This is a genomic window from Streptomyces polyasparticus, assembly GCF_014493765.1.
Classification (GTDB): Bacteria; Actinomycetota; Actinomycetes; order Streptomycetales; family Streptomycetaceae; genus Streptomyces; species Streptomyces polyasparticus.
On the sequence record NZ_JACTVJ010000006.1, the window covers coordinates 192,546 to 216,312 of the forward strand.

A 23,767-nucleotide genomic window follows, 5' to 3' on the forward strand; every position below is an offset into this window, starting at 1 on the left:
GCATACGGGCGCTTGCTCCGCATGCCCGTCCTGGTCGTGCGGGGTCAGGCTGCGACAGCCGTGCCCTGGGCGAGCAGATCGGAGATGGCCGCGACCGTACGCAGGGTCGGGACCGGGACCTCGGTGAACTCGGCCAGTTCCACCACCGCCGAGAGCAGCACGTCGAGTTCGAGCGGCTTGCCCTTCTCGAGGTCCTGGAGCGTGGAGGTGCGGTGGTCGCCCACGCGCTCCGCGCCCGCGATCCGGCGTTCGATGGAGATCTCCGGATGGCAGCCGAGCGCCGAGGCGACGGAGAGGGTCTCCGCCATCATCAGCTCGATCACGCCGCGCGTGGAGTCGTGCAGGCACATCTCGCGCATCGTGGCCCGGGTCAGGGCGCTGATCGGGTTGAAGGAGATGTTCCCGAGCAGCTTGATCCAGATGTCGTTGCGCAGATCCGGCTCCACCGGGCACTTGAGCCCGCCGGCCTGCATCGCCTCGCTGAACTCCAGACAGCGCTTGGACACCGAGCGGTCCGGCTCGCCGATCGAGAAGCGCGTGCCTTCGATATGCCGTACGACGCCGGGGCCTTCGAGCTCGGTGGCCGCGTAGACCACACAGCCGATGGCCCGCTCCTGCGGCAGCACCGCGGTCACCGCACCGCCCGGGTCCACGCTCTCGATCCGCCTGCCGTCGTGCGGCCCGCCGTGCCCGTGGAAGTACCACCACGGAATGCCGTTCTGGGCCGCGATCACCGATGTGTGGTCCTGGAGCAGAGGCTCGACCAATGGCCCGCACGCCGCATAGGAATTGGCCTTCAGCCCCAGGAAGACATGGTCGACCGGGCCGATGTCCTCGGCCCGGTCCGTCGCGTGCACCTGCGCGGTCCAGTCGCCCCGCGGGCTGTGCACCTTCACGCCGTGCTGCCTCATGGCCGCCAAGTGCGGTCCACGGGCCAGGAGATGGACGTCGGCACCGGCGCGCTGCAGCGCCGCTCCGACGTACGCGCCGATCGCACCGGCGCCGACAACTGCGACTTTCACTGTGGAGCTCTCCATTCGGTCGAGGGAAGCCGATCAAGGGGAGCGTGGGCTCGTGGCCCGGAGTGGCTCGTGGCCCGAAACTGGTTAGTGTCGACGAAATATTGTCTACAGTATGGGAACGAGTCCGACAACCCATCGTGGAGAAGCGGAAGTTGTCGACAGCGGATGCGGGGCGGCGTCACGCCCCGCATCGGGTCGGCGTCACGCTCCGGGCGGTGTGACGGTGTAGCTCAGGTCGGTGGCCTTCAGGGAGGTGGGCGTCAACCGCAGCCACTTCGTGCCCCGTTGGGCCGGATCGTCGTGCAGATAGCCGATGAACCGCTCGTCCCAGAGGGATTCGTCCGCCCCCAGATAGCGGGAGAGCTTGCGGCGGCCCCTCGGTACGTCGAACGGCACGAGCTCGGCCCGCCCGCGCGCGATGACCTGCAGTACGCGGCCGGTCGCGATATCGCATTCGTCCACCACGAGAGCGACGGCAGGGTCCTTCTGCACCCGGTCGAACAGCCGGGCCCAAGGACCCGTGAGAACCCAGAAGGCACCGTCCTCCCAGAGGAACCAGACCGGGCGCACCGTGGGCCCGCTGGTCGCGAGGCGTGCGGTCAGCGGCTGCTGCAGGAACGTGTCCACGTCGAAGTCGTGGGAAGCATCGGAGCTTTGAGAAGTCATGCCCTCTATCTTGATGCCTTTTCAACAACTCCCGTGATCTCTAGGGTGCCCAGACATGACCCCTCCGATCGCCCCACCCGGTTGGAGCCGCTGGCTCGTACCGCCTGCCGCCCTTTCGGTCCATCTGTCCATCGGCCAGGCCTACGCGTGGAGTGTGTTCAAGCCCCCACTCGAATCCGCCCTCGACCTCACCGGCACCCAGAGCGCCCTGCCCTTCCAGCTCGGCATCGTGATGCTCGGCCTGTCCGCCGCGTTCGGCGGCACGCTCGTGGAGCGCAACGGCCCGCGCTGGGCGATGACCGTCGCGCTCGTCTGCTTCTCCTCGGGTTTCCTGCTCGCCTCGCTCGGCGCCGCCACCGAGCAGTACTGGCTGATCGTCTTCGGCTACGGCTTCGTCGGCGGCATCGGCCTGGGCATCGGCTACATCTCGCCGGTGTCCACGCTGATCAAGTGGTTCCCCGACCGGCCCGGCATGGCCACCGGCATCGCCATCATGGGCTTCGGCGGCGGTGCGCTGATCGCCTCGCCCTGGTCGGCGCAGATGATCGAGTCCTTCGGCGCGACCGGCAGCGGCATCGCGCTTGCCTTCCTGGTCCACGGACTCACGTATGCCGTCTTCATGTCGCTCGGGGTGCTGCTCGTCCGCGTACCGCGGCCGAAGCAGACCGCGGACGGCAAACCGGTGGAGCTCACCGGCGTGCAGGTGTCGGCTCGACGGGCCATCCGCACCCCGCAGTTCTGGTGCCTGTGGGTCGTGCTCTGCATGAACGTCACCGCGGGCATCGGGATCCTGGAGAAGGCCGCCCCGATGATCACGGACTTCTTCGCGGACACCGCCACGCCGGTCTCCGTCTCCGCCGCGGCCGGCTTCGTCGCGCTGCTCTCGGCCGCCAACATGGCGGGGCGGATCGGCTGGTCGTCGACCTCGGACCTGATCGGCCGCAAGAACATCTACCGCCTCTATCTGGGTGCCGGCGCGGTGATGTACCTGCTCATCGTGAGCCTCGGCGATTCGTCCAAGCCGCTGTTCATCCTCTGTGCCCTGGTGATCCTCTCCTTCTACGGCGGCGGTTTCGCGACCATCCCCGCGTATCTGAAGGATCTGTTCGGCACCTACCAGGTCGGCGCGATCCACGGCCGGCTGCTCACCGCATGGTCCACCGCCGGAGTCCTCGGGCCTCTCATCGTCAACTGGGTCGCGGATTCCCAGGAGTCGGCCGGCAAGAGCGGACCGGGCCTGTACGGCCTCTCCCTGACCATCATGATCGGCCTGCTGGCCGTCGGGTTCGTCGCCAACGAGCTGGTGCGTCCCGTGAACCCGCGCCACCACCACATCCCGACGCCCCGAAAGGCCTCCGATGACTCCTCCGATGACGCCACCGTCGAGCAGCAGTCCGCCTGACCGGCGTCCTCTGATCGCCTTCGCCTGGCTCTGGGTGCTTGTCCCGCTGGGGTACGGAATCTACGAGCTCGTCCGCAAGGCCACCCAGCTCTTCACGGGCTGAGGCTCTTCCTGTGCTGAGGCTCTCTACGGGGCGAGGCTCTCTACGGGCCGAGGCTCCCTAAGGGCCGAGGCCGCACGCACCGCAGGCCGAGGGGCACACCTGTGTCCCTCGGCCGACGTGTTTCTGCAGGTATGCGTATCCCCGTGTGATGAGGGCAACTTTTACCCACGCTGGAAATTGTGCTCGGTAGACTGTAGACGATAGCCAATGCCCATCCGTGAGGGGCGAGTTGACCGTGTGGCGGTAGCGCCGCCCAGGAGGGGGTTCGTGATGTTGTCCGCAGGACTGCCGCAAGGAGCGGTGCCCAAGCTCGAGCGGCCGGGTCCGCTGCGTGAGCGTGTCTATGTCGCACTGCTCGAGCTCATCACGACCAGAGCCTTGCGGCCGGGCCAGCACCTGGTGGAGAGCGAGCTCGCCGGTCATCTCGGCGTCTCCCGTCAGCCGGTGCGCGAGGCGCTGCAGCGTCTGAACACCGAGGGCTGGGTCGATCTGCGTCCCGCGCAGGGCGCGTTCGTGCACGAGCCCACCGAGGAGGAGGCCGACCAGCTCCTGACCGTGCGTACCCTCCTCGAAGCGGAGGCCGCGCGGCTCGCCGCGGCGAACGCGGGATCCGCCGGGATCGCCGCTCTCGAGGCGCTGTGCGAGAAGGGCGAGCAGGCCGTCGCCGACGGCGATGTCGACCTGGTCGTCGCGACGAACGCCGAGTTCCACGCCAAGGTGATGCAGCTGGCCGGCAATCTCGTGCTCTCGGAGCTGGCGGGACGGGTCGACCAGCGGGTGCGCTGGTACTACACACCGGTGGCCCGGCAGCGCGGCAAGCAGTCCTGGATCGAGCACCGCGAGCTGATCGCCGCGATCTCGGACCGCGACGAACAGCGCGCCACCCAGGTGATGCGCGCCCACACCGAGCACACCCGCCGTACGTACCACCAGCGCGAGAACGGCTGACCTGCCCGCCTTCGCGGGGCATACCCCCACCCCGTACGATGGTCGGCGTGACCACGGACCGCGCACCGAGGAGCCGCCCCGCCGGGCGGCTCCTCGTGCTGCTGGTCATGGCGGTGCTCACCGGTGTGCTCGGTATGCACGCGCTGCCTCCCGGTGGCGCACCCGCGCCGCACGCGAAGCCGATGGCGCACGCGGCCGCGATGGGGCAGACGTCCGTCGGTGAGCACGCGCCCGCCGGTGCGCACGAGACCGCGCAGTGCGCGCACAGCGGTCATGGCTCCGACCACCTGGAGCACGCGGACGGGACCTGTGCGGCGACCGGTATCGGCTCGCCGTACGTGCCGCCCGCTCTGAGTGCGGCGCCGGTGAATCCGCCCGCCGTCGTCCGTGCCGAGGCCCCCGAGCCCGGCGTCGTGCGCGACCGCGCTCCGCCCGATCTATCCGAAATGCAACTCCTGCGTATATAGGGCCCGCCTTTCGCGGCGCCGCACTCCGGCCTGCGCCGGAGCGCTCCGCCGCGCTCGCGCCCACCCTGAATCCGTATGTCCGCGCGTCCTGTTCCGGTCGCGCGCGAAGGAGTTGCACCTCAGATGAAGAGCACGCGTACCTTGATCCGCCGCACCGTCGCGATCACCACGGCCGGAGCGGCCGCGTTCGTCCTGGCCGCCTGCGGCAGCGAGGACACCGCCGGGCACGGCGGCGGCCACACCTCGAAGTCGCCGTCAGCCACCGCGTCGCAGGGCGAACGGCAGCAGAACGCCGCCGACGTCGCGTTCGCGCAGGGCATGATCCCGCACCACCGCCAGGCGGTGGAGATGGCCGAGCTCGCGCCCGAGCGGGCCGAGTCCGCCGAGCTGAAGCAGCTCGCCGAGCAGATCAAGAAGGCCCAGGACCCGGAGATCAAGACCCTGTCCGGCTGGCTGGCCTCCTGGGGCGAGGACGTGCCCGCGGAAGGCGAGATGGGCGGCCACGGCGGCCACGATGGCGGCGGAATGATGACCGAGGCGGAGATGGCCGGCCTCGAGAAGGCCTCGGGCAAGGCCTTCGACACCGCCTTCATGGAGCTGATGATCAAGCACCACGAAGGGGCCGTGGCCATGGCGAAGACCGAACAGGCCGAGGGTGCCTACGCCCCCGCCAAGGAGATGGCCGGGGCCATCATCACCTCGCAGTCGGACGAGATCGAGCGGATGAACGAGATGCTCGGCAAGAGCTGACCGCCGGCGCGATGGGGGCGGGCACCACGCGTGCCCGTCCCCGACCCCGCTTATCCGAAGGCGGCCGCGTGCTCCGTCGCCCACGTGCGGAAGGTGCGCGGCGCCCGCCCCGTGAGCTCCTGAACCGTGGGCAGCACCGGCGACTCGTCCAGCGTGCCGTCCACGTAGAAGCGGAAGAAGGCGTCCGCGTACTCGGCGGGCATCTGCGCGCTCATCTCCGCCCGCGCCTCCTCGTCCGACTGCCCCTCGAAGGTCAGCTTGCGGCCGAGCACGTCGCCGAGGATCCGTACGCGCTCCTCGGGCAGCAGGGACTCAGGACCGCTCAGGGCGTATGCCTTGCCTTCGTGACCGGACGAGGTGAGGGCGAGGGCGGCGACCGCGCCGATGTCGTACGGATCCAGGGTCGCCTGCCGCACCTGCGCGAACGGCGCGCGGATCACGTCACCGGCCGCCAACTGGTCCTTCCACTGCAGGGCGTTGGCGGCGAACGCGCAGGGCCTCAGGAAGGTCCACGGCAGTCCGCTCGCCTCGACCGCCTCCTCGGACTCCCTCATGTAGCGCGTCACGGCGTTGGTCCGCTCCCCGCCGGGGATCGAGCTGCTGGAGAGCAGCACCACCCGCTCGACGCCCGCGTCCGCGCACGCGGCGAGGGTTTCGGGGAGCCGCTGATAGCCCGGGAGCAGGAAGATCCCCTGTACGCCGTCGAGGGCCGAGGCCACGGAGGCGGGATCGTTGAGATCGCCGGCCACGGGGAGCGCACCGTCCGTGCGCGGGCGGCCCGAGCGGCTGAACGTCCTTACGGCGGCGTCGAGTTGCTGCAGATGGCGGACGACTTCCGAGCCGGCATTGCCGGTGGCTCCGGTGACCAGGAACATGCGAGACCCTCCCTGCCGCGTCGTGAGAACCCGCCGTCCCACAGGGTTCGCACGGGCCTTTGTCCTCTGCGTGGAGAAAGTTGTACTGGATTCCTGCGCAACTTCTTCCCCCTCAGGTCAACCGCTGCTACTTTCCCCTCGAAAGCCAGCGGATGCCGGAGTACGGCGGGAGGGGCGGCGTGAGACGAATGACGGCTCGACCCGCGAACGCGCACCAGGCGCGACTGCTCCGTCTGCTGCGTGACGGCGGGCCGAACTCACGGGCACAACTGGGCGACCAGGTCGACCTGTCCAGGTCGAAGCTGGCCGTCGAGGTGGACCGCCTCCTGGAGACCGGTCTGGTCGTGGCCGACGGCCTGGCCGCCTCGCGCGGCGGGCGCCGCTCCCACAACATCCGGCTCGCGCCGGAGCTGCGCTTCCTCGGCGTGGACATCGGCGCGACCTCCGTCGACGTGGCCGTCACCAACGCGGAGCTCGAGGTGCTCGGCCACGTCAATCAGCCGATGGACGTCCGTGAGGGCCCCGTCGCCGTCTTCGAGCAAGTCCTTGCGATGGCCGCCAAGTTGAAGGCCTCGGGACTCGCCGAAGGCTTCGACGGGGCCGGGATCGGAGTCCCCGGACCGGTGCGCTTCCCCGAGGGTGTGCCGGTCGCGCCGCCGATCATGCCGGGCTGGGACGGTTTCCCCGTACGGGAAGCGCTCAGCCAGGACCTCGGCTGCCCGGTCATGGTCGACAACGACGTGAACCTGATGGCCATGGGGGAGCAGCACGCGGGCGTCGCCCGCAGTGTGCACGACTTCCTCTGCATCAAGATCGGTACGGGTATCGGCTGCGGCATCGTCGTCGGCGGCGAGGTCTACCGCGGTACGACGGGTTCGGCCGGAGACATCGGCCATATCCAGGTGGAACCGGACGGCAGGCCCTGTGCCTGTGGCAACCGGGGCTGTCTGGAGGCCCACTTCAGCGGTGCCGCGCTCGCGCGCGACGCCGAGGAGGCGGCCCACTCGGGGCGTTCACCCGAACTCGCGGCGCTGGTCGAGGCCGAGGGCTTCGAGGGCCGGCTCAGCGCCGCCGATGTGGCCGCCGCCGCGGCCGCGGGCGACGCCGTCGCGCTCGAGCTGATCCGCGAGGGCGGCAACCGGACCGGGCAGGTCATCGCCGGTCTCGTCAGCTTCTTCAACCCGGGCCTCGTGGTGATCGGCGGCGGTGTGACCGGACTCGGCCATACGCTGCTCGCTGCGATCCGCACACAGGTCTACCGCCAGTCGCTGCCCCTCGCGACCGGCAATCTGCCCATCGTCCTGGGCGAGTTGGGCCCCACCGCCGGTGTCATCGGCGCGGCCCGGCTCATCAGCGACCACCTGTTCTCGCCGGCCTGATCCACCACCAGGCCGACGCGCACCAACCGGCACGGCTGAAACAACCGGCACAGCTGAACTGACCGGCACGGCAGGACCACCCGGCCTTGCCCTGCCGACCCGCACCCCCGCACCAACCCGCACCTCCGCACCAACTGGCCTTCCCGCACCACCAGTTCGTACGACCGCAAGAGCCGCACGCGTACCTTCCACCCGCCCCGTACTCGTCGAACGAACCCGTCAGCCCCACCCCATCCGGACCCGCGCCCGGTACGCCGCGCGGCTTTGCCCTGCCCGCTCACCGGCATGGACCGCCCTTTGAGGGGATATGTCATGGCACCAGAGCACGACCGAGCACCACAGCCGCCCTTGCTGCTCATGGACGGCATCACCAAGTCCTTTCCCGGCGTCCGCGCCCTCGACGGCGTAGCCCTCGAAGTGCTGCCCGGTGAGGTGCACTGTCTGCTCGGGCAGAACGGCGCCGGCAAGTCCACCCTGATCAAGGTGCTCGCCGGGGCCCACCAGCCCGACGGCGGCACGATCACCTGGCAGGGCGAGGAGGTGTCCCTGCGCTCGCCGATCGCCGCGATGCGCCTGGGAATCGCCACCATCTACCAGGAGTTGGACCTCGTCACGCATGTGTCGGTGGCGGAGAACGTCTTCCTCGGCCACGAGCCGACCAGCGCCGGCTTCGTGGTGCGGGGGCGCGAGGCGAAGGAGGAGACGCGCAAGCTGCTCAAGCGCCTCGGCCACCCGGAGATCGACCCCGGCACACTCGTCGGCAACCTGTCCGCCGCCCACCAGCAGATCGTCTCGATGGCCCGCGCCCTCTCGCACGACGTCAAGCTGATCGTGATGGACGAGCCGTCCGCGGCCCTCGACCCGGACGAGGTCGAGAACCTCTTCCGTATCGTCGCCGACCTGACCGCCGACGGCGTCGCCGTCGTCTACATCTCGCACCGGCTCGAGGAGATCCGCCGGATCGGCGACCGGGTCACCGTCCTCAAGGACGGCCGGGCCGTCGCGGTCGGCCTGCCGGCCAAGACCACCCCGACCAAGGATGTCGTCGCCCTGATGACCGGGCGCAACGTCGAGTACATCTTCCCCGAGCGGCCCACCGGGGCAGCGGACGGCAAGGTGCTGCTCAAGGCCGAAGGCCTCGCCCGCGAGGGCGAGTTCGCGCCTCTCGACCTGGAGATACGGCCCGGAGAGATCGTCGGGCTCGCGGGCCTGGTCGGATCGGGCCGCTCGGAGATCCTGGAGACCATCTTCGGCGCGCGGAAGGCCACTTCGGGCCGCGTGCTCGTCGAAGGGACCGAGCTCAAGCCGGGCAGCGTACGGGCCGCCGTACGCGCCGGACTCGGACTCGCTCCCGAGGAGCGCAAGGCACAGGCGCTCCTGATGCTGGAGTCCGTCACGCGCAACGTCTCCGTCTCCTCCATGTCCCGCTATGCAACGGGCGGTTGGCTCAACCGGGGTGCCGAGTTCCTGGCCGCCCAGAAGGCCGTACGCGAACTGTCGCTGCGGCCCGACAACCCCGACGTGCCCGTGCGCACCCTGTCCGGCGGCAACCAGCAGAAGGCGGTGCTCGCCCGCTGGCTGCTCCGCGGCTGCAAGGTGCTGCTGCTCGACGAACCCACCCGCGGCGTCGACGTCGGCGCCCGGGCCGAGCTGTACGCCGTCATCCGGCGGCTCGCCGACGAAGGCCTCGGTGTGCTGCTCGTCTCCAGTGAAGTCCCCGAAGTGCTCGGTCTCGCCGACCGGGTGCTCGTCCTGCGCGAAGGCCGCGTGGTGCACACGGCGCCCGCGCAGGAGCTCGACGAACACCGCGTACTCGATCTCGTGATGGAAGGGAGCCCGGCGACATGACAAGCCCTGTTTCGAAGGCGGAGCAGAACGGCCCCGGGGCCGGGCCTGTGCTCGCCGAACCCGAAGCGCCGAAGGCGGCGAACCCCCGGCGCATCGTCTTCGCCCGCGCCGATCTGCGCACGCTGTCCCTGGTCGGCGTGCTGATCGCGCTGATCATCGTCGGCGGCATCACCAAGCCGGACAACTTCCTGGAGATCGACAACCTCCAACTGGTCCTCACCCAGGCCTCGGTCATCGGTGTGGTCACGGTCGGCATGACCTTCGTGATCATCAGCGGGGGCATCGATCTGTCGGTCGGCGCGATCGTGGCCCTCGCCTCGGTATGGGCGACGACCGTGGCCACCCAGGAGTTCGGGTTCTGGGGCATCCTGCTCACCGCCGTCCTCGTGGGACTCGGCTGCGGCCTCGTCAACGGCGTCCTGATCTCGTTCGGCGGGATGGTGCCCTTCATCGCGACCCTGGCGATGCTCGCCTCGGCGCGCGGCTTCGCCCTCCAGATCACCGGCGGCAACACCCAGACGGTCACTGTCCAGTCGGTGCTCGACATGGGCTACCAGGACGCCTACATCCTCGGCATCCCGCCACTGGTGCTGATCTTCGCGGGCGTGGCGATCATCGGCTGGCTGGTGCTCAACCGCACCACGTTCGGCCGCCGTACGGTCGCGGTCGGCGGCAACGACGAGGCGGCACGCCTGGCAGGCATCGATGTCAGGCGGCAGCGACTCTACGTCTATCTCCTGTCCGGACTGTGCTGCGGCATCGCCGCGTTCATGCTGATCGTCCTCTCCGGCTCCGGCCAGAACACCAACGGCAACCTCTACGAACTCGACGCCATCGCCGCGTGCATCATCGGCGGCACCTTGCTGAGCGGCGGACGGGGCACGATCGTCGGCGCGGTGCTCGGCGTGCTGATCTTCCAGACGATCACCAACATCTTCATCCTCAACAACCTGGAGAGCGCGACCCAGCAGATCGCCAAGGGCGCGATCATCGTCGTCGCCGTCCTGGTGCAGCACCGCACCTCGCGCAACCAGACCACTTAGCGACCCCCACGCGCCCGGTCGTACCACCCGTTCCGCTCCACCCCACCCACCCCGTCGTACCCACACTTCAGCGAAGGGTCCGTCATGCCAGAAATCACGAGCCGCAGAGGACTGCTCTTCGGGGCCGCCGCCATCTCCACCGGTGCCCTCCTCACCGCCTGCACCAGCAACGAGCCCAGCGACAAGTCGGAGGACAAGCCGTCGGAGGCCCCCGTCGCCGACGACAAGCCCGGCAAGAAGGTCGTCGTCGGCTTCGCCGGACCGCAGGCCGACCACGGCTGGCTCAACGCGATCAACGACAACGCCCGCAACCGCGCCAAGAAGTACTCGGACGTCGAGCTCGACATCACCGAGGGCTCCAACGACGCGGCCGCCCAGATCGGCCAGATCGACTCGCTGATCAACAAGAAGGTCGACGTCCTGGTGATCCTGCCGGCCGACGGCAAGGCCATGACCCAGGCGGGCCTCAAGGCCATGCGGGCCGGCATCCCGGTGATCAACCTGGACCGGATCTTCTCCTCGCCGCAGGCCTACCGCTGCTGGATCGGCGGCGACAACTACGGCATGGGCCTCAACGCCGGCCACTACATCGGCGAGAAGCTCAAGGACAAGCAGGACGCCAAGGTCGTCGAGCTCGCAGGCATCGACAACCTCGAGCTCACCCAGCAGCGCACCAAGGGCTTCGACGACGCCCTGAAGAACTACCCGAACATCAAGAAGGTGGCCCGCCAGGCCGCCGAGTTCACCGTCGAGTCCGGCCAGGCCAAGATGGCCGCGCTGCTCCAGGCGCAGAAGAGCTTCGACGCGCTGTGGAACCACGACGACGACCAGGGCGTCGGCGCACTGCAGGCCATCTCGCAGGCCGGCCGCGACGACTTCCTGATGGTCGGCGGCGCCGGCGCGGCCAGCGCCTTCGAGCACATCGAGAAGGACGACGGCGTCCTCAAGGCCACCGTCCTCTACCCGCCCACCATGGCCGCATCGGCCATCGACCTGGCCCGCGCGCTCGGCCAGGCCAAGGGCATCGGCGGCATGGCCGAGTTCGAGATCCCGTCCTCGGTCACCTTGTACTCGGCCGTCGTCGACAAGACCAACGTCGCCCAGTACAAGCCCACCGGCTTCAAGTGATGCGGACACGGGCCCCGGGCCCAGTGGACCCGGGGGCCGGTTCATCCGCACCTGGTGCCGCGGTCATCCCCCCACGGCAGACGACCGCGGCACCGCAAGCCGACTAGGAGGAATCCCGTATGGAGGACGTGCAAGACAAGCAGGAGTCCGCCGCCGTGAGGCGCGGCGGGCTCGGCGTGGGCATGGTCGGCTACGCCTTTATGGGCGCCGCCCACTCCCAGGGGTGGCGCACCGCAGGCCGGGTCTTCGACCTGCCGCTCCAGCCCCGGCTCGCCGCGATCTGCGGACGGGACGCGGCCGCGGTGCAGGCGGCCGCGGACCGGCACGGCTGGGCCGCCGCGGAGACGGACTGGCGGGCGCTGATCGCGCGCGACGATGTGCAGCTCGTCGACATCTGCACACCGGGCGACAGCCACGCGGAGATCGCGATCGCCGCGCTGGAGGCCGGCAAGCATGTGCTGTGCGAGAAGCCCCTGGCCAATACGGTCGAGGAGGCCGAGGCGATGCTGGAGGCGGCCGAACGTGCCGCGGCCCGCGGGCAGTTGGCCATGGTCGGCTTCAACTACCGCCGGGTGCCCGCCATGGCCCTGGCGCGGCAGATGGTCGCCGACGGCAGGCTCGGCGCCATCCACCACGTACGCGTGACGTATCTGCAGGACTGGCTGGTCGACCCGGAGTTCCCGCTGACCTGGCGCCTGGAGCGCGAGCATGCTGGCTCGGGGGCGCTCGGCGACCTCGGGGCGCACATCGTGGACCTCGCGCAGTACGTCACCGGTTCGCCGATCGCCGGGGTGTCCGCGCTTACGGAAACGTTTGTCCGTGAGCGCCCGTTGCTCTCCGGTTCCTCGGCCGGGCTCTCCGGTACGGCCTCGGCGGAGCGCGGCCAGGTGACCGTGGACGACGCGGCCCTGTTCACCGGGCGGTTCGCCAACGGGGCGCTCGCGTCCTTCGAGGCCACCCGGTTCGCGACCGGCCGCAAGAACGCGCTGCGGCTCGAACTCAACGGTGAGAAGGGCTCGCTGGCCTTCGACCTGGAGCGGCTCAACGAGCTGTCCTTCCACGACCACACCCTGCCCGCGGGTACGGCCGGCTTCCGGCGCATCCTCGTCACCGAACCCGAGCACCCGTACCTGGAGGCCTGGTGGCCGCCGGGGCACGGTCTCGGCTACGAGCACACCTTCGTCCACCAGGCGCGCGATCTCGTGCACGCGATCGCCTCGGGCACCGCGCCCGCGCCGTCCTTCGCGGACGGTCTGCAGGTGCAGCGGGTGCTCGCGGCGGTCGAGGAGAGCGCGGCCAAGAACTCCGCCTTCACCCCCGTACCGGTACAGGAGGCCCGGACATGACCCGTACACCCGCCGAGGAGGCCCGGACATGACGCGTCCCTTCACGCTCTTCACCGGCCAGTGGGCCGATCTTCCGCTCGAGGAGGTCTGCGCGCACGCCCGCGACTTCGGCTACGACGGACTCGAACTCGCCTGCTGGGGCGACCACTTCGAGGTCGACAAGGCCCTCGCCGATCCCGCGTACATCAAGGGGCGCCACCAGCTCCTGGAGAAGTACGGCCTGAAGTGCTTCGCCATCTCCAACCACCTCGTCGGCCAGGCGGTCTGCGACTCGATCATCGACCAGCGCCACCAGGCCATCCTGCCTTCGAGGATCTGGGGCGACGGCGAGGGTGAAGGGGTGCGGCAGCGGGCGGCCGCCGAGATCAAGGACACCGCGCGGGCCGCCGCGGCCTTCGGGGTCGACACCGTGATCGGCTTCACCGGGTCCTCGATCTGGCATCTCGTCGCGATGTTCCCGCCGGCTCCCGAGTCGATGATCGAGGCGGGGTACGAGGACTTCGCCGCGCGCTGGAACCCGATCCTCGACGTCTTCGACGCCGAGGGCGTGCGCTTCGCCCACGAGGTGCACCCCAGCGAGATCGCGTACGACTACTGGACCACGGTGAAGGCCCTCGAAGCGGTCGACCGGCGCCCCGCCTTCGGCCTGAACTTCGACCCCTCGCACTTCGTCTGGCAGGACCTAGACCCGGTCGGCTTCCTCTACGACTTCCGCGACCGCATCTACCACGTGGACTGCAAGGAGGCCCGGCGCCGCCTAGACGGCCGCAACGGGCGGCTCGGCTCGCATCTGCCCTGGGGCGACCCGCGGCGCGGCTGGGACTTCGTCTCCGCGGGGCACGGGGACGTGCCCTGGGAGGACGTCTTCCGGATGCTCAACTCCATCGGCTACGACGGTCCGATCTCCGTCGAGTGGGAGGACGCGGGCATGGACCGGCTCCGGGGTGCACCGGAGGCGCTGACGATGCTGAAGGCGTACGACTACGAGCTGCCGACCACGTCCTTCGACGCGGCCTTCGGGAGCGACTGAGCACGGACCCGCAGGGGCCCGGCTGTCCGCACGGACGCCGGGCCCCGGCTCCGGCCTGCCCTGAATCAGGCCGCTGACCTCGGCGAACAAGGCTTTGTCCTTGACCGGGAAAAAGTTCAACTTCCTTGCTGCACAACGTCTTTCGGAAGTGGACGAACCCGGCTACGGTCCCTGAGGTGTACAGGACATGAGTCCTTCGGGGTGACGGCGCACCCCGCTCGCAGAGCACGTCTAAGCACCGTTTCGTACGGCCCACCCGCATTCCGGAGGGACTTCGTGCACAGAAGCAGAGATCTCACTCCAAGAGCTCCGAGAGTAAACAAGCGTCCGAGACTGCGTTCCACCCTCGCCCTGTTCACCGGTTTACTGCTCGCCGTGGGTGCTCCCGCGACCGTGGCCGGCGCCCACCCCGGGCACCCGGAGCACGACGAGCAGCCGGCCGCCGCCGAAGGGCAGTTCCAGCAAGTGCCGCTCGCCAAGGGCGAGCCCGAGACCGGTGAGCCCATGTCGCTCGCCGTCCTGCCGGACCGCAGCGTCCTGCACACCTCGCGCGACGGCACGCTCCGCCTGACCGACCAGGGCGGCGTCACCACGGTCGCCGGCAAGCTCGACGTCTACAGCCACGACGAAGAGGGCCTGCAAGGCGTCGCGGTCGACCCCGACTTCAAGAACAACCGGGCGATCTACCTCTACTACGCCCCGCCGCTCGACACCCCCGCGGGCGACGCCCCGGAGACCGGCACCGCCGAGGACTTCAAGAAGTTCGACGGCGTCAACCGCCTCTCGCGCTTCACGCTGAACGCCAACGGCACGCTGAACACCGCCAGCGAGAAGAAGGTCATCGACGTCGCGGCCTCGCGCGGCATCTGCTGCCACGTCGGCGGCGACATCGACTTCGACGCGCAGGGCAACCTCTACCTGTCGACCGGCGACGACACCAACCCCTTCGCGTCCGACGGCTACACGCCGATCGACGACCGCGAGGGCCGCAACCCCGCCTTCGACGCCCGCCGCAGCTCCGGCAACACCAACGACCTGCGCGGCAAGATCCTCCGGATCAAGGTTGCCGAGGACGGCTCGTACACCATCCCGGAGGGCAACCTCTTCGCCCCGGGCACCGAGAAGACCCGCCCCGAGATCTACGCGATGGGCTTCCGCAACCCGTTCCGGATGAGCGTCGACGACAAGACCGGCATCGTGTACGTGGGCGACTACGGCCCCGACGCGGGCGCCGCCTCCGCCACCCGCGGCCCGGCGGGACAGGTCGAGTTCGCCAAGGTCACGAAGGCCGCCAACTTCGGCTGGCCCTTCTGCACCGGCAACAACGACGCGTACAACGACTACGACTTCGCCACCAAGGAGTCCGGCCCGAAGTTCGACTGCGCGAACCTGAAGAACACCTCGCCGCACAACACCGGCCTCACGGATCTGCCGCCCGCCCAGGCCGCGTGGATCCCGTACGACGGCGGCAGCGTGCCCGAGTTCGGCACCGGCTCCGAGTCCCCGATGGCCGGTCCGGTCTACCGCTACGACCCGGACCTCGACTCCAAGGTGAAGTTCCCCGCCTCCTACGACGGTGACTTCTTCGCGGGCGAGTTCGGCCGCCGCTGGATCAAGCCGATCTCGCAGAACGAGGACGGCTCGGTCAAGGAGATCAAGACCCTGCCGTGGACCGGCACGCAGATCATGGACATGGAGTTCGGCCCCGACGGCGCGCTCTACGTCCTCGACTACGGTGTCTCCTGGTTCCAGGGCGACGAGCACTCCGCGCTCTACCGGATCGAGAACGCCGAGGACGGCTTCTCGCCGATCGCCGAGGTCAGCGCCAACAAGACCTCAGGCCCGGCCGGTCTGAAGGTGAGCTTCACCGGCTCCGCCAAGGACGCGGACTCCACGGACCTCACGTACAGCTGGGACTTCGGCGACGGTACGAAGGGTGAGGGCCTCAACCCCACCCACCAGTACAAGAAGATCGGCACCTACACCGCGGTCTTCACCGCCAAGGACCCCGAGGGCAACACCGGCAACGCCAGCGTGCGGATCGTCGTCGGCAACACCGCGCCCAAGGTGAAGATCGACGTCCCGGGCAACGGCACCCTGGCCGAGTTCGGCAAGCCCGTCCCGTTCAAGGTGACGGTCACCGACCCCGACGAGACCATCGACTGCTCGAAGGTCAAGGTCGGCTACAGCCTCGGCCACGACTCGCACGCCCACGAGCTGACCAGCGAGATGGGCTGCGAGGGGACGCTGACACCGCCGCCCGGTGACGGCGGACACGACCCCAACGCCAACATCTACGGCGTCGTCGGCGCCTCGTACACCGACGGCGGCTCCAACGGCCAGGAGGCGCTGACGGGCACCGCCCGCGCCGTGCTCCAGCCGCTGCACCGCCAGGCCGAGCACTTCGGCAAGCAGCAGGGCATCAAGACCTACGACAAGGCCGGCGCCCACGGCGGCAAGACCGTCGGCGACATCAACGACGGCGACTGGATCTCCTTCTCCCCGTACCGCTTCTCGGGTCAGAAGAAGATGACCGTACGGGCCTCGTCCGGCGGCGCGGGCGGCTTCATCGAGCTGCGCACCGGATCGCCCACCGGCATGCTGCACGGCTCCGCGTACATCCCGCCGACCGGCAACTGGGACACCTTCCAGAACGTGGATGTGCCGCTGCGCAGTCTGCCCAGCAAGACCACCGAGATCTACCTGGTGTTCAAGGGCGGAGAGGGCGCGCTGTACGACGTGGACGACTTCGAGTTCTCCACCGAGCCCTTCAAGGCCGGCAAGAAGGTCCTGGTCTTCTCCAAGACCGCCGGCTTCCGGCACGACTCCATCCCGACGGGCGTCGCCGCCCTGAAGGAGCTCGGCGGGCCCGCCGGCATCTCGGTCGACGCGACCGAGGAGGCCGGGCAGTTCACGACCACCAACCTCGCCAAGTACGACGCGGTGGTCTTCCTGTCCACGACCGGTGACGTGCTGAACGAAGCCCAGCAGAAGGCCTTCGAGGGGTACGTCGCGAACGGCGGCGGCTACATGGGCATCCACGCGGCCGCCGACACCGAGTACGACTGGGAGTTCTACGGCGGCCTCGCCGGCGCCTACTTCCAGTCCCACCCGGCCATCCAGAAGGCCACGGTCCGCGTCGAGGACCACGACCACCCGTCGACCGCGCACCTGGGCGAGACCTGGGAGCGCACCGACGAGTGGTACAACTACCGCACCAACCCGCGGGACAAGGCGAAGATCCTCGCCACCCTCGACGAGACCACCTACACCGGCGGCACCATGAAGGGCGACCACCCGATCGCCTGGTGCCAGAGCTACGGCGGCGGCCGCTCCTTCTACACCGGCGGCGGTCACACCAAGGAGTCGTACGCCGAGGAGGCCTTCCGTCAGCACCTGCTGGGCGGTCTGCAGTACGCCTCCGGTCAGGTGAAGGCGGACTGCCGGCCGGACACCGGCTACCGGTCGATCTTCAACGGCGAGACGCTCGAAGGCTGGAAGCAGGCCGGACCCGGCAAGTTCGTGGTCAAGGACGGGGTCATGCAGACCGAGGGCGGCATGGGGCTGCTCTGGTACCAGGCCAAGGAGCTCAAGTCGTACTCCCTGAAGCTCGACTGGAAGATGCAGGGCGACGACAACTCCGGGATCTTCGTAGGCTTCCCCGCCTCCGACGACCCCTGGTCCGCGGTGAACAAGGGGTACGAGATCCAGATCGACGCGACGGACGCGCCCGACCGCACCACCGGGGCGATCTACTCCTTCAAGTCGGCGGACATCAAGGCCCGTGACCAGGTGCTGCGGCCGCCGGGCCAGTGGAATTCGTACGAGATCAGGGTCCAGGGGGAGCGCCTCCAGGTGTTCCTCAACGGAGTCAAGATCAACGACTTCACCAACAAGGACCCCGAGCGGAGCCTGACCGACGGCTACATCGGTCTGCAGAACCACGGCGCCGCCGACCAGGTCTCCTTCCGGAACATCGAGCTGAAGAACCTGCCCACTCCGGGCGCCTAGGACGGCGTCGGGCGGCGGACGCCGGACCTCCGCCCGACGTCAGTGCCGGACCGGCTGCCCCCGAATTGATCACGGGGGCGGCCGGGACCGGTCCGACTTCCCTGTCCGGCCGCTCGGTCCGACTCCTTCGTCCGATCGCTCGGTCCGACTTCTCCGGCGCATCCGGCATGGTCTGTGCACGACAGGAGGCTCCCTGTGTCCACGTCCGCATCCGCCCAACTGACTTCTGCCGCACCCGCTTTGGGGGTGTGGCTCGTCGGAGCCCGGGGCTCCGTCGCCACCACCGTCGTCGCCGGTGCGGCGGCCGTCGCCGCCGGGCTGCATCCGGCGACCGGGATGGTCACCGAGACGCCGCCGTTCGCGGACTGCGGGCTCGCGCCCCTCGGGTCGCTGGTGTTCGGCGGCCATGACACGGTGGGGTGCCCGCTGCCCAAGCGGGCGGAGCAGCTGGCCGCCGGGGGAGTGCTGCCCCACGGGCTGCCGGCCGCGGTCGGTGCCGAACTGACCGCCGCGGACGCGGAGATACGGCCCGGCGGACCGCAGCCGGGAGACACGCGCTCCGACGAGGAGCTGATCGACGCTTTCGCCGCCGACATCACCGATTTCGTACGGCGCCGGGGTCTGGGCGGGGCCGTCGTGGTGAACGTGGCCTCGACGGAGGCGCTGCCCGCGGGCGCCCACAGTGGGGATGGACGGCTTCCGGCCAGCTCTCTGTACGCGGCCGCGGCGCTGCGCGCCGGCTGCGCGTATGTGAACTTCACGCCCTCCACCGGTATGCACCACCCCGCGCTGGCCGACGAGGCCGAGGCCTCGGGACTCACCTGGACCGGGCGGGACGGCAAGACCGGTCAGACACTGCTGCGTTCAGTGCTCGCGCCGATGTTCCTGCAGCGCGCGCTGGAAGTACGCGCCTGGTCCGGATCGAACCTGCTCGGCGGTGGCGACGGCGCCGCCCTTGCCGACCCCGCCGCGGCGGCCGCCAAGAACGCCGGCAAGGAGCGTGTGCTGGCCGATGTGTTCGGCAGCGCGCCGCAGGGCGAGGTGCACATCGACGACGTGCCGTCGCTCGGCGACTGGAAGACCGCCTGGGACCACATCGCCTTCGACGGGTTTCTCGGTACGCGGATGGTGCTCCAGACGATCTGGCAAGGCTGCGACTCGGCGCTCGCGGCGCCCCTGGTCATCGACCTGGCCCGTCTGGTCGCCCGGGCCGGCGAGGTGGGTCTGACGGGACCGCGCCCCGAACTCGGCTTCTTCTTCAAGGACCCGGACGGCGCTTCCTCCTCTCTCGGCGAGCAGTTCACCCATCTTTTGTCCTTCGCCGAGCGGCTGCGAGCCACTCGATGACCGGCGGTCGTCTACGCCTCCTTTCCTTGGCGGGCGCGCTGGCGGTGGCGGGGGTCGCGGGTGCGGCCTGGGCGGGGATCGGCCGCGGTGGCGGATACCGCGCCAGGACTGAGACCGCCGCAGCGGACACCTCCGCGTCGGACGGGCCGGGGGAGCGAACGGGGCGTGGCACGGGTGCTGCCATGACGACCGAGGGCACGGTCTCCGCTTCGGCCTCGGAGCGCGGTGTGCCGCCAGTGGCGGGTCGAGTCGGCGCTGGGGAGAACGTTGTCAGCGGCACGAGCACCGGCTCGGGCATTGGCACCGGCTCGGACACGGGCTCGGGCACCGGGTCGGGCATTGGCGCCGGCTCGGACATCGGCTCGGGCACCGGCTCCGGCATGGGCACCGGCTCCGGCACGAGCACCGGCTCCGGTATGGGCACTGGTGCCGCGCCCCGGCCCTCCGTCCGCCCGTATCGGCAGGCGCCCAGCAGCGAGCCCTCGCCCGTGCGCGTCCGCCCTCGCCTTGGTGACTGGGCCGAACTCCTGCGCGTATCCGCCTTGTTCACCGTCCCCGGTGATGCCCTGGCCGGCGCCGCGGCGAGTGGGGCGCGGCCACGAGGCCGCACGCTGCTCGCCATCGGCTCCTCGCTGTGTCTGTACGAGGCCGGGATGGCGCTCAACGACTGGGCAGACCGCGAGGTCGACGCCGTCGAACGTCCCCACCGGCCCCTGCCCTCGGGACGTATCACCCCGTTCGCCGCGCTCGCCGCGGCCGCGGGTCTCACGGCGGCCGGTCTCGTCCTGGCCTCGCTCGCCGGCCGCAGGCCGCTCGCCGTCGCCGGTGCGCTGGCCGGCGCGGTGTGGGCGTACGACCTGGGTCTGAAGAACACCCCCGCGGGCCCGCTCGCCATGGCGGGCGCCCGCTCGCTCGACCTCCTGCTCGGTGCGGTCGCCACCACCGGGCGCGTCCGCCCGGCCCTGTCCGCCGCGGCCCTGCTCGGAGCCCACACCTTCTCCGTCACCACGGTCTCCCGCCGCGAGGCGGAGGGCGGCTCGACCCTGGCTCCACTGGCGGGACTTGCCGTCACGGCGGTTCTGTCACGGGCGGTGGCGCATGGTCGTGCGGCGGGTGTATCCGGTGACGGGGGACCACCTGTCACCGCAGGTGGAGGGGCGCCCCTCTCCGGGGACGGCGGGGCACAGGTCTCAGCAGTCAGCAGGGCACCCGCGTCTGCAGGTGGCGGGGCATACGTCCCAGCAGACGGCAGGGCACCCGTGTCCGTGGACGGTGGGGCACACATCTCCGCAGACGGCAGGGCACCCGCGTCTGCAGGTGGCGGGGCACACGTCTCCGCAGGCGGAGGGGCACCCCTCTCCGGGGACGGCGGGGCACACGTCTCCGCAGGCGGAGGGGCACCCCTCTCCGGGGACGGCGGGGCACACGTCTCCGCAGGCGGCGGGCCACCCGTCGCGCGGGGGCTCGGCACCCACCTCGACCCCACCCCCGCATCCCACCGACCCCCGGCAGCCCAGGTGCTCGCAGCCGCCCTGGGACTGCCGGGCCCCACGCCCGCCGCGAGCCTGCGCGCCGAGCTCGGCGCCCTGTACGCGCTGACCGCCGCGCAGCCCCTGTTCCACGCCCTCCTCAACCCCTCGCCCCAGCTCACCCAACGAGCCGTGGGCGGCGGGATCCGCGCGATGATCCCGCTCCAGGCGGCCCTCGCCGCACGCGCCGGGAGGCCCGGCACCGCACTGGTCACGGCGTCACTCGCCCCCCTCGCCCGTCGGTTCGCACGGAAGGTGAGCGTCACATGAGCCTCCGGTTCGGCTACGGCACCAACGGTCTGACCGATCTGCGTCTCGACGACGCCCTCGCCCTGCTCGCCGACCTGGGCTACGAGGGCGTCGGCCTGACCCTCGACCACATGCACCTGGACCCGATGGCGCCCGACCTGGCCGCCCGCACCCGCAGGGTGGCCCGCCGTCTGGACCAGCTCGGTCTGACGGCGACCATCGAGACCGGCGCACGCTACGTACTCGACCCACGCCGCAAACACGGCCCCTCCCTTCTCGACTCCGATCCCGACCGCCGCGCGGCCCGCGTCCGGCTGCTGATCCGGGCCGCACGCGTCGCCGCCGACCTGGGCGCCCATGCCGTGCACTGCTTCAGCGGCATCAAGCCCGAGGGCACCGCTGAGGACACCGCGTGGAAGCGGCTCGCCGAGGCGATCACCCCGGTCGTCGAGGCCGCCGAAGGGGCGGGCATCCCCCTGGCCATCGAGCCCGAACCCGGCCATCTCCTGTCCTGTCTCGCCGACTTCCACCGGCTGCGCACGGATCTGGGCGCCCCGGAGGCCCTCGGCCTGACCCTCGACATCGGGCACTGCCAGTGCCTCGAACCGGCCTCGCCCGCCGACTGCGTCCGCGATGCCGCGCCGTGGCTCCGGCACGTGCAGATCGAGGACATGCGCCGCGGCGTCCATGAACACCTCCCCTTCGGTGCGGGCGAGATCGACTTTCCGCCTGTCCTGGAGGCACTGGCCGCCACCGGCTACCAGGGCCTCACCGTCGTCGAACTTCCCCGCCACTCCCACGCCGGCCCCCAACTGGCGGAGGAGTCCCTCGAGTTCCTCCACCTGGCCCAGGCCGCAGCGGAACGCCGCTCACAGCAGCGCCGGGTGCCCGAGCCCCGGCGATCGGCGCCGATCGCCGGGGAGCCGGTCACCGTCCCGCCGAGCTCACCCGCCGCCCCGGCCTCCACCGCTCAGCTCTCCGAAGGAGGCAGGCCATGACCCGCACCCCTTCCCTCGCAGCCCTCCGCGCCGGCCTCGAAACCGCCCTGGACCCCGACGCCCGGGCATGGCTGGACCAGTCGCTCACCGAAGCCGCCGACCACAAGGCGGACAGCGGCCAAGGGCCCGTCCCCACCTGGGAGTTGCGCTTCGCCCAGGCGGGCCGGCGCTGCGGACCCGAGCACGCCGACGACGCACGGCTGCTGCTCCTGCACGCCGCCCGCGCCGACACCGCCACCCTGACCCGCCTCTACGAACAGGGCACCGCCGCCGAACGCCGCGCCGTCCTGCGCACCCTCGACCATCTCGTCCCCGGGCCCGAGGCGCTCGGGCTCACGGAGGACGCGCTGCGCACCAACGACACCTCCCTCGTCGCCGCCGCCGTCGGCCCCTACGGCGCCGAACACCTCGGCGCCCACGCCTGGCGGCACGCCGTACTCAAGTGCCTGTTCACCGGAGTGAGCGTCGATGAGGTGGCCGCACTGGCCGACCGCGCCCGAGGTGACGCCGAACTCGCCCGTATGCTCGGCGACTTCGCCCGCGAGCGTACGGCCGCGGGCCGCCCCGTGCCCGCGGATCTGCAGCGCGTCCTGGCCTTGACCGAGGTTTCCGCAGAGACCTCCGCAGAGACCTGCACCGAAACCTCCGTCGAGACCTCTGCAGTGGAGGCCCCCGGCGCGAGCTCCACCGAGCCCCTCACGAGAGCCGGCGCCCCCACCGAGCCGCCCTCCGAAGCCGCGCCCGCCGCGTCCGCCGCGTCCCCCCAGGAGTCCTGATGCGCATCTTCGACCCCCACATCCACATGACCTCCCGCACCACCGACGACTACGAGGCCATGTATGCGGCCGGTGTCCGCGCCGTCGTCGAGCCGGCCTTCTGGCTGGGTCAGCCCCGCACCTCCCCCTCCTCCTTCTACGACTACTTCGACTCGCTCCTGGGCTGGGAGCCCTTCCGTGCCGCGCAGTACGGGATCGCGCACCACTGCACCATCGCCCTCAACCCCAAGGAAGCGAACGACCCCCGCTGCACCCCGGTCCTCGACCAGCTGCCCCGCTATCTGGTCAAGGACAACGTCGTGGCCGTGGGCGAGATCGGCTACGACTCGATGACCCCGGCCGAGGACACCGCGCTCGCCGCCCAGCTGCAGATGGCCGCGGACGCCGAGCTCCCCGCCCTCGTGCACACCCCGCACCGCGACAAGCTCGCCGGACTGCACCGCACCATCGATGTGGTCCGCGAGTCCGCGCTGCCGCTCGACCGGGTGCTCCTCGACCACCTCAACGAGACCACGGTCAAGGACGCCAAGGACGCCGGCTGCTGGCTCGGTTTCTCCGTCTATCCCGACACCAAGATGGACGAGGACCGGATGGTCGCCCTCCTCAAGGAGTACGGCCCCGAGAAGGTACTGGTGAACTCGGCCGCGGACTGGGGCAAGAGCGATCCGCTCAAGACCCGCAAGGTCGGCGACGCGATGCTCGCCGCCGACTTCACCGAGGACCAGGTCGACCAGGTCCTGTGGCGCAACCCCCTCGCCTTCTACGGGCTCAGCGGCAGGCTCGACCTCGATGTCGCGGACACCGATGCCACGCACGAGGGGAACTCGATTCTGCGCGGCGGTGAGTGAGC

20 protein-coding genes are annotated in these 23,767 nt (G+C 70.3%); 17 read left to right on the top strand and 3 right to left on the bottom strand.

All coding sequences use genetic code 11. The features are described from left to right. Positions 1-44: 44 nt before the first annotated feature. On the bottom strand, positions 45-1,022 hold the full coding sequence (locus tag H9Y04_RS12865) for a 2-dehydropantoate 2-reductase (RefSeq protein WP_187813950.1): 978 nt from the start codon (positions 1,020-1,022) through the stop codon (positions 45-47). Between the two features lie 201 nt (positions 1,023-1,223). After that, entirely contained in the window at positions 1,224-1,688 is a 465-nt protein-coding gene (locus H9Y04_RS12870) for a pyridoxamine 5'-phosphate oxidase family protein (protein WP_187813951.1), read from the bottom strand. 55 nt (positions 1,689-1,743) lie between these two features. On the opposite strand from H9Y04_RS12870, the gene H9Y04_RS12875 reads away from it, so the two are divergent. From H9Y04_RS12875 to H9Y04_RS12890, 5 genes are all read left to right on the top strand, one after another. Continuing rightward, positions 1,744-3,090: an OFA family MFS transporter gene (locus H9Y04_RS12875; RefSeq protein ID WP_187813952.1), complete on the top strand. Its 1,347-nt coding sequence runs from the start codon at positions 1,744-1,746 to the stop codon at positions 3,088-3,090. Then, on the top strand, positions 3,059-3,193 hold the full coding sequence (locus H9Y04_RS48665; RefSeq protein WP_438818099.1) for an MFS transporter small subunit: 135 nt from the start codon (positions 3,059-3,061) through the stop codon (positions 3,191-3,193). The genes H9Y04_RS12875 and H9Y04_RS48665 overlap by 32 nt, the downstream gene beginning before the upstream one ends. Positions 3,194-3,463: 270 nt before the next feature. Continuing rightward, positions 3,464-4,141, top strand: a complete 678-nt coding sequence (locus H9Y04_RS12880; protein WP_187814414.1) for a GntR family transcriptional regulator — start codon at positions 3,464-3,466, stop codon at positions 4,139-4,141. A 38-nt stretch (positions 4,142-4,179) separates the two neighbouring features. After that, positions 4,180-4,608, top strand: a complete 429-nt coding sequence (locus tag H9Y04_RS12885) for a DUF6153 family protein (RefSeq protein ID WP_187813953.1) — start codon at positions 4,180-4,182, stop codon at positions 4,606-4,608. A 123-nt stretch (positions 4,609-4,731) separates the two neighbouring features. Beyond that, complete coding sequence (locus H9Y04_RS12890; RefSeq protein WP_187813954.1) at positions 4,732-5,358, top strand: DUF305 domain-containing protein; 627 nt, start codon at positions 4,732-4,734, stop codon at positions 5,356-5,358. A gap of 50 nt (positions 5,359-5,408) precedes the next feature. Here H9Y04_RS12890 and H9Y04_RS12895 read toward each other — a convergent pair whose 3' ends face one another. Next, the gene (locus H9Y04_RS12895) at positions 5,409-6,233 is read right to left on the bottom strand and encodes an NAD(P)H-binding protein (RefSeq protein ID WP_187813955.1); all 825 of its coding nucleotides are present in this window, start codon (positions 6,231-6,233) and stop codon (positions 5,409-5,411) included. Positions 6,234-6,421: 188 nt separating this feature from the next. Here H9Y04_RS12895 and H9Y04_RS12900 point away from each other — a divergent pair, with 188 nt between their 5' ends. The 12 genes from H9Y04_RS12900 to H9Y04_RS12955 all read left to right on the top strand — a co-directional run bounded on the left by H9Y04_RS12900 (position 6,422) and on the right by H9Y04_RS12955 (position 23,765). Then, a complete protein-coding gene (locus H9Y04_RS12900; protein WP_187813956.1) occupies positions 6,422-7,612 on the top strand; it encodes an ROK family transcriptional regulator in 1,191 nt (396 codons plus the stop codon). Positions 7,613-7,969: 357 nt separating this feature from the next. After that, the gene (locus H9Y04_RS12905; RefSeq protein ID WP_187814415.1) at positions 7,970-9,460 is read left to right on the top strand and encodes a sugar ABC transporter ATP-binding protein; all 1,491 of its coding nucleotides are present in this window, start codon (positions 7,970-7,972) and stop codon (positions 9,458-9,460) included. Next, positions 9,457-10,503: an ABC transporter permease gene (locus H9Y04_RS12910; protein WP_187813957.1), complete on the top strand. Its 1,047-nt coding sequence runs from the start codon at positions 9,457-9,459 to the stop codon at positions 10,501-10,503. The genes H9Y04_RS12905 and H9Y04_RS12910 overlap by 4 nt, the downstream gene beginning before the upstream one ends. Positions 10,504-10,587: 84 nt before the next feature. Then, positions 10,588-11,631, top strand: a complete 1,044-nt coding sequence (locus H9Y04_RS12915) for a substrate-binding domain-containing protein (RefSeq protein WP_187813958.1) — start codon at positions 10,588-10,590, stop codon at positions 11,629-11,631. Between the two features lie 182 nt (positions 11,632-11,813). Beyond that, a complete protein-coding gene (locus H9Y04_RS12920; RefSeq protein ID WP_187814416.1) occupies positions 11,814-12,977 on the top strand; it encodes a Gfo/Idh/MocA family protein in 1,164 nt (387 codons plus the stop codon). A 28-nt stretch (positions 12,978-13,005) separates the two neighbouring features. Further along, the gene (locus H9Y04_RS12925) at positions 13,006-14,007 is read left to right on the top strand and encodes a sugar phosphate isomerase/epimerase family protein (RefSeq protein WP_187813959.1); all 1,002 of its coding nucleotides are present in this window, start codon (positions 13,006-13,008) and stop codon (positions 14,005-14,007) included. A gap of 276 nt (positions 14,008-14,283) precedes the next feature. After that, positions 14,284-18,018 (top strand): ThuA domain-containing protein, encoded by a 3,735-nt coding sequence (locus H9Y04_RS12930; protein WP_187813960.1) that lies wholly within the window; start codon positions 14,284-14,286, stop codon positions 18,016-18,018. A 195-nt stretch (positions 18,019-18,213) separates the two neighbouring features. After that, positions 18,214-19,365, top strand: a complete 1,152-nt coding sequence (locus H9Y04_RS12935; RefSeq protein ID WP_438818100.1) for an inositol-3-phosphate synthase — start codon at positions 18,214-18,216, stop codon at positions 19,363-19,365. 182 nt (positions 19,366-19,547) lie between these two features. After that, on the top strand, positions 19,548-21,164 hold the full coding sequence (locus tag H9Y04_RS12940) for an SCO3242 family prenyltransferase (RefSeq protein ID WP_236070786.1): 1,617 nt from the start codon (positions 19,548-19,550) through the stop codon (positions 21,162-21,164). Next, on the top strand, positions 21,161-22,141 hold the full coding sequence (locus tag H9Y04_RS12945; RefSeq protein WP_187813961.1) for a sugar phosphate isomerase/epimerase family protein: 981 nt from the start codon (positions 21,161-21,163) through the stop codon (positions 22,139-22,141). The genes H9Y04_RS12940 and H9Y04_RS12945 overlap by 4 nt, the downstream gene beginning before the upstream one ends. After that, entirely contained in the window at positions 22,138-22,917 is a 780-nt protein-coding gene (locus H9Y04_RS12950; protein ID WP_187813962.1) for an EboA domain-containing protein, read from the top strand. Before H9Y04_RS12945 ends, H9Y04_RS12950 begins: the two co-directional genes overlap by 4 nt. Continuing rightward, on the top strand, positions 22,917-23,765 hold the full coding sequence (locus tag H9Y04_RS12955; protein ID WP_187813963.1) for a TatD family hydrolase: 849 nt from the start codon (positions 22,917-22,919) through the stop codon (positions 23,763-23,765). The genes H9Y04_RS12950 and H9Y04_RS12955 overlap by 1 nt, the downstream gene beginning before the upstream one ends. Positions 23,766-23,767 lie beyond the last annotated feature (2 nt).

Coding starts and splice junctions, on each gene's coding strand:
- H9Y04_RS12870 (WP_187813951.1), bottom strand. CDS start 1,688: ATGACTTCTCAAAGCTCCGATGCTTCCCACGACTTCGACGTGGACACG.
- H9Y04_RS12875 (WP_187813952.1), top strand. CDS start 1,744: ATGACCCCTCCGATCGCCCCACCCGGTTGGAGCCGCTGGCTCGTACCG.
- H9Y04_RS48665 (WP_438818099.1), top strand. CDS start 3,059: ATGACGCCACCGTCGAGCAGCAGTCCGCCTGACCGGCGTCCTCTGATC.
- H9Y04_RS12880 (WP_187814414.1), top strand. CDS start 3,464: ATGTTGTCCGCAGGACTGCCGCAAGGAGCGGTGCCCAAGCTCGAGCGG.
- H9Y04_RS12885 (WP_187813953.1), top strand. CDS start 4,180: ATGGTCGGCGTGACCACGGACCGCGCACCGAGGAGCCGCCCCGCCGGG.
- H9Y04_RS12890 (WP_187813954.1), top strand. CDS start 4,732: ATGAAGAGCACGCGTACCTTGATCCGCCGCACCGTCGCGATCACCACG.
- H9Y04_RS12895 (WP_187813955.1), bottom strand. CDS start 6,233: ATGTTCCTGGTCACCGGAGCCACCGGCAATGCCGGCTCGGAAGTCGTC.
- H9Y04_RS12900 (WP_187813956.1), top strand. CDS start 6,422: ATGACGGCTCGACCCGCGAACGCGCACCAGGCGCGACTGCTCCGTCTG.
- H9Y04_RS12905 (WP_187814415.1), top strand. CDS start 7,970: ATGGACGGCATCACCAAGTCCTTTCCCGGCGTCCGCGCCCTCGACGGC.
- H9Y04_RS12910 (WP_187813957.1), top strand. CDS start 9,457: ATGACAAGCCCTGTTTCGAAGGCGGAGCAGAACGGCCCCGGGGCCGGG.
- H9Y04_RS12915 (WP_187813958.1), top strand. CDS start 10,588: ATGCCAGAAATCACGAGCCGCAGAGGACTGCTCTTCGGGGCCGCCGCC.
- H9Y04_RS12920 (WP_187814416.1), top strand. CDS start 11,814: ATGGTCGGCTACGCCTTTATGGGCGCCGCCCACTCCCAGGGGTGGCGC.
- H9Y04_RS12925 (WP_187813959.1), top strand. CDS start 13,006: ATGACGCGTCCCTTCACGCTCTTCACCGGCCAGTGGGCCGATCTTCCG.
- H9Y04_RS12940 (WP_236070786.1), top strand. CDS start 19,548: ATGACGACCGAGGGCACGGTCTCCGCTTCGGCCTCGGAGCGCGGTGTG.
- H9Y04_RS12945 (WP_187813961.1), top strand. CDS start 21,161: ATGAGCCTCCGGTTCGGCTACGGCACCAACGGTCTGACCGATCTGCGT.
- H9Y04_RS12950 (WP_187813962.1), top strand. CDS start 22,138: ATGACCCGCACCCCTTCCCTCGCAGCCCTCCGCGCCGGCCTCGAAACC.
- H9Y04_RS12955 (WP_187813963.1), top strand. CDS start 22,917: ATGCGCATCTTCGACCCCCACATCCACATGACCTCCCGCACCACCGAC.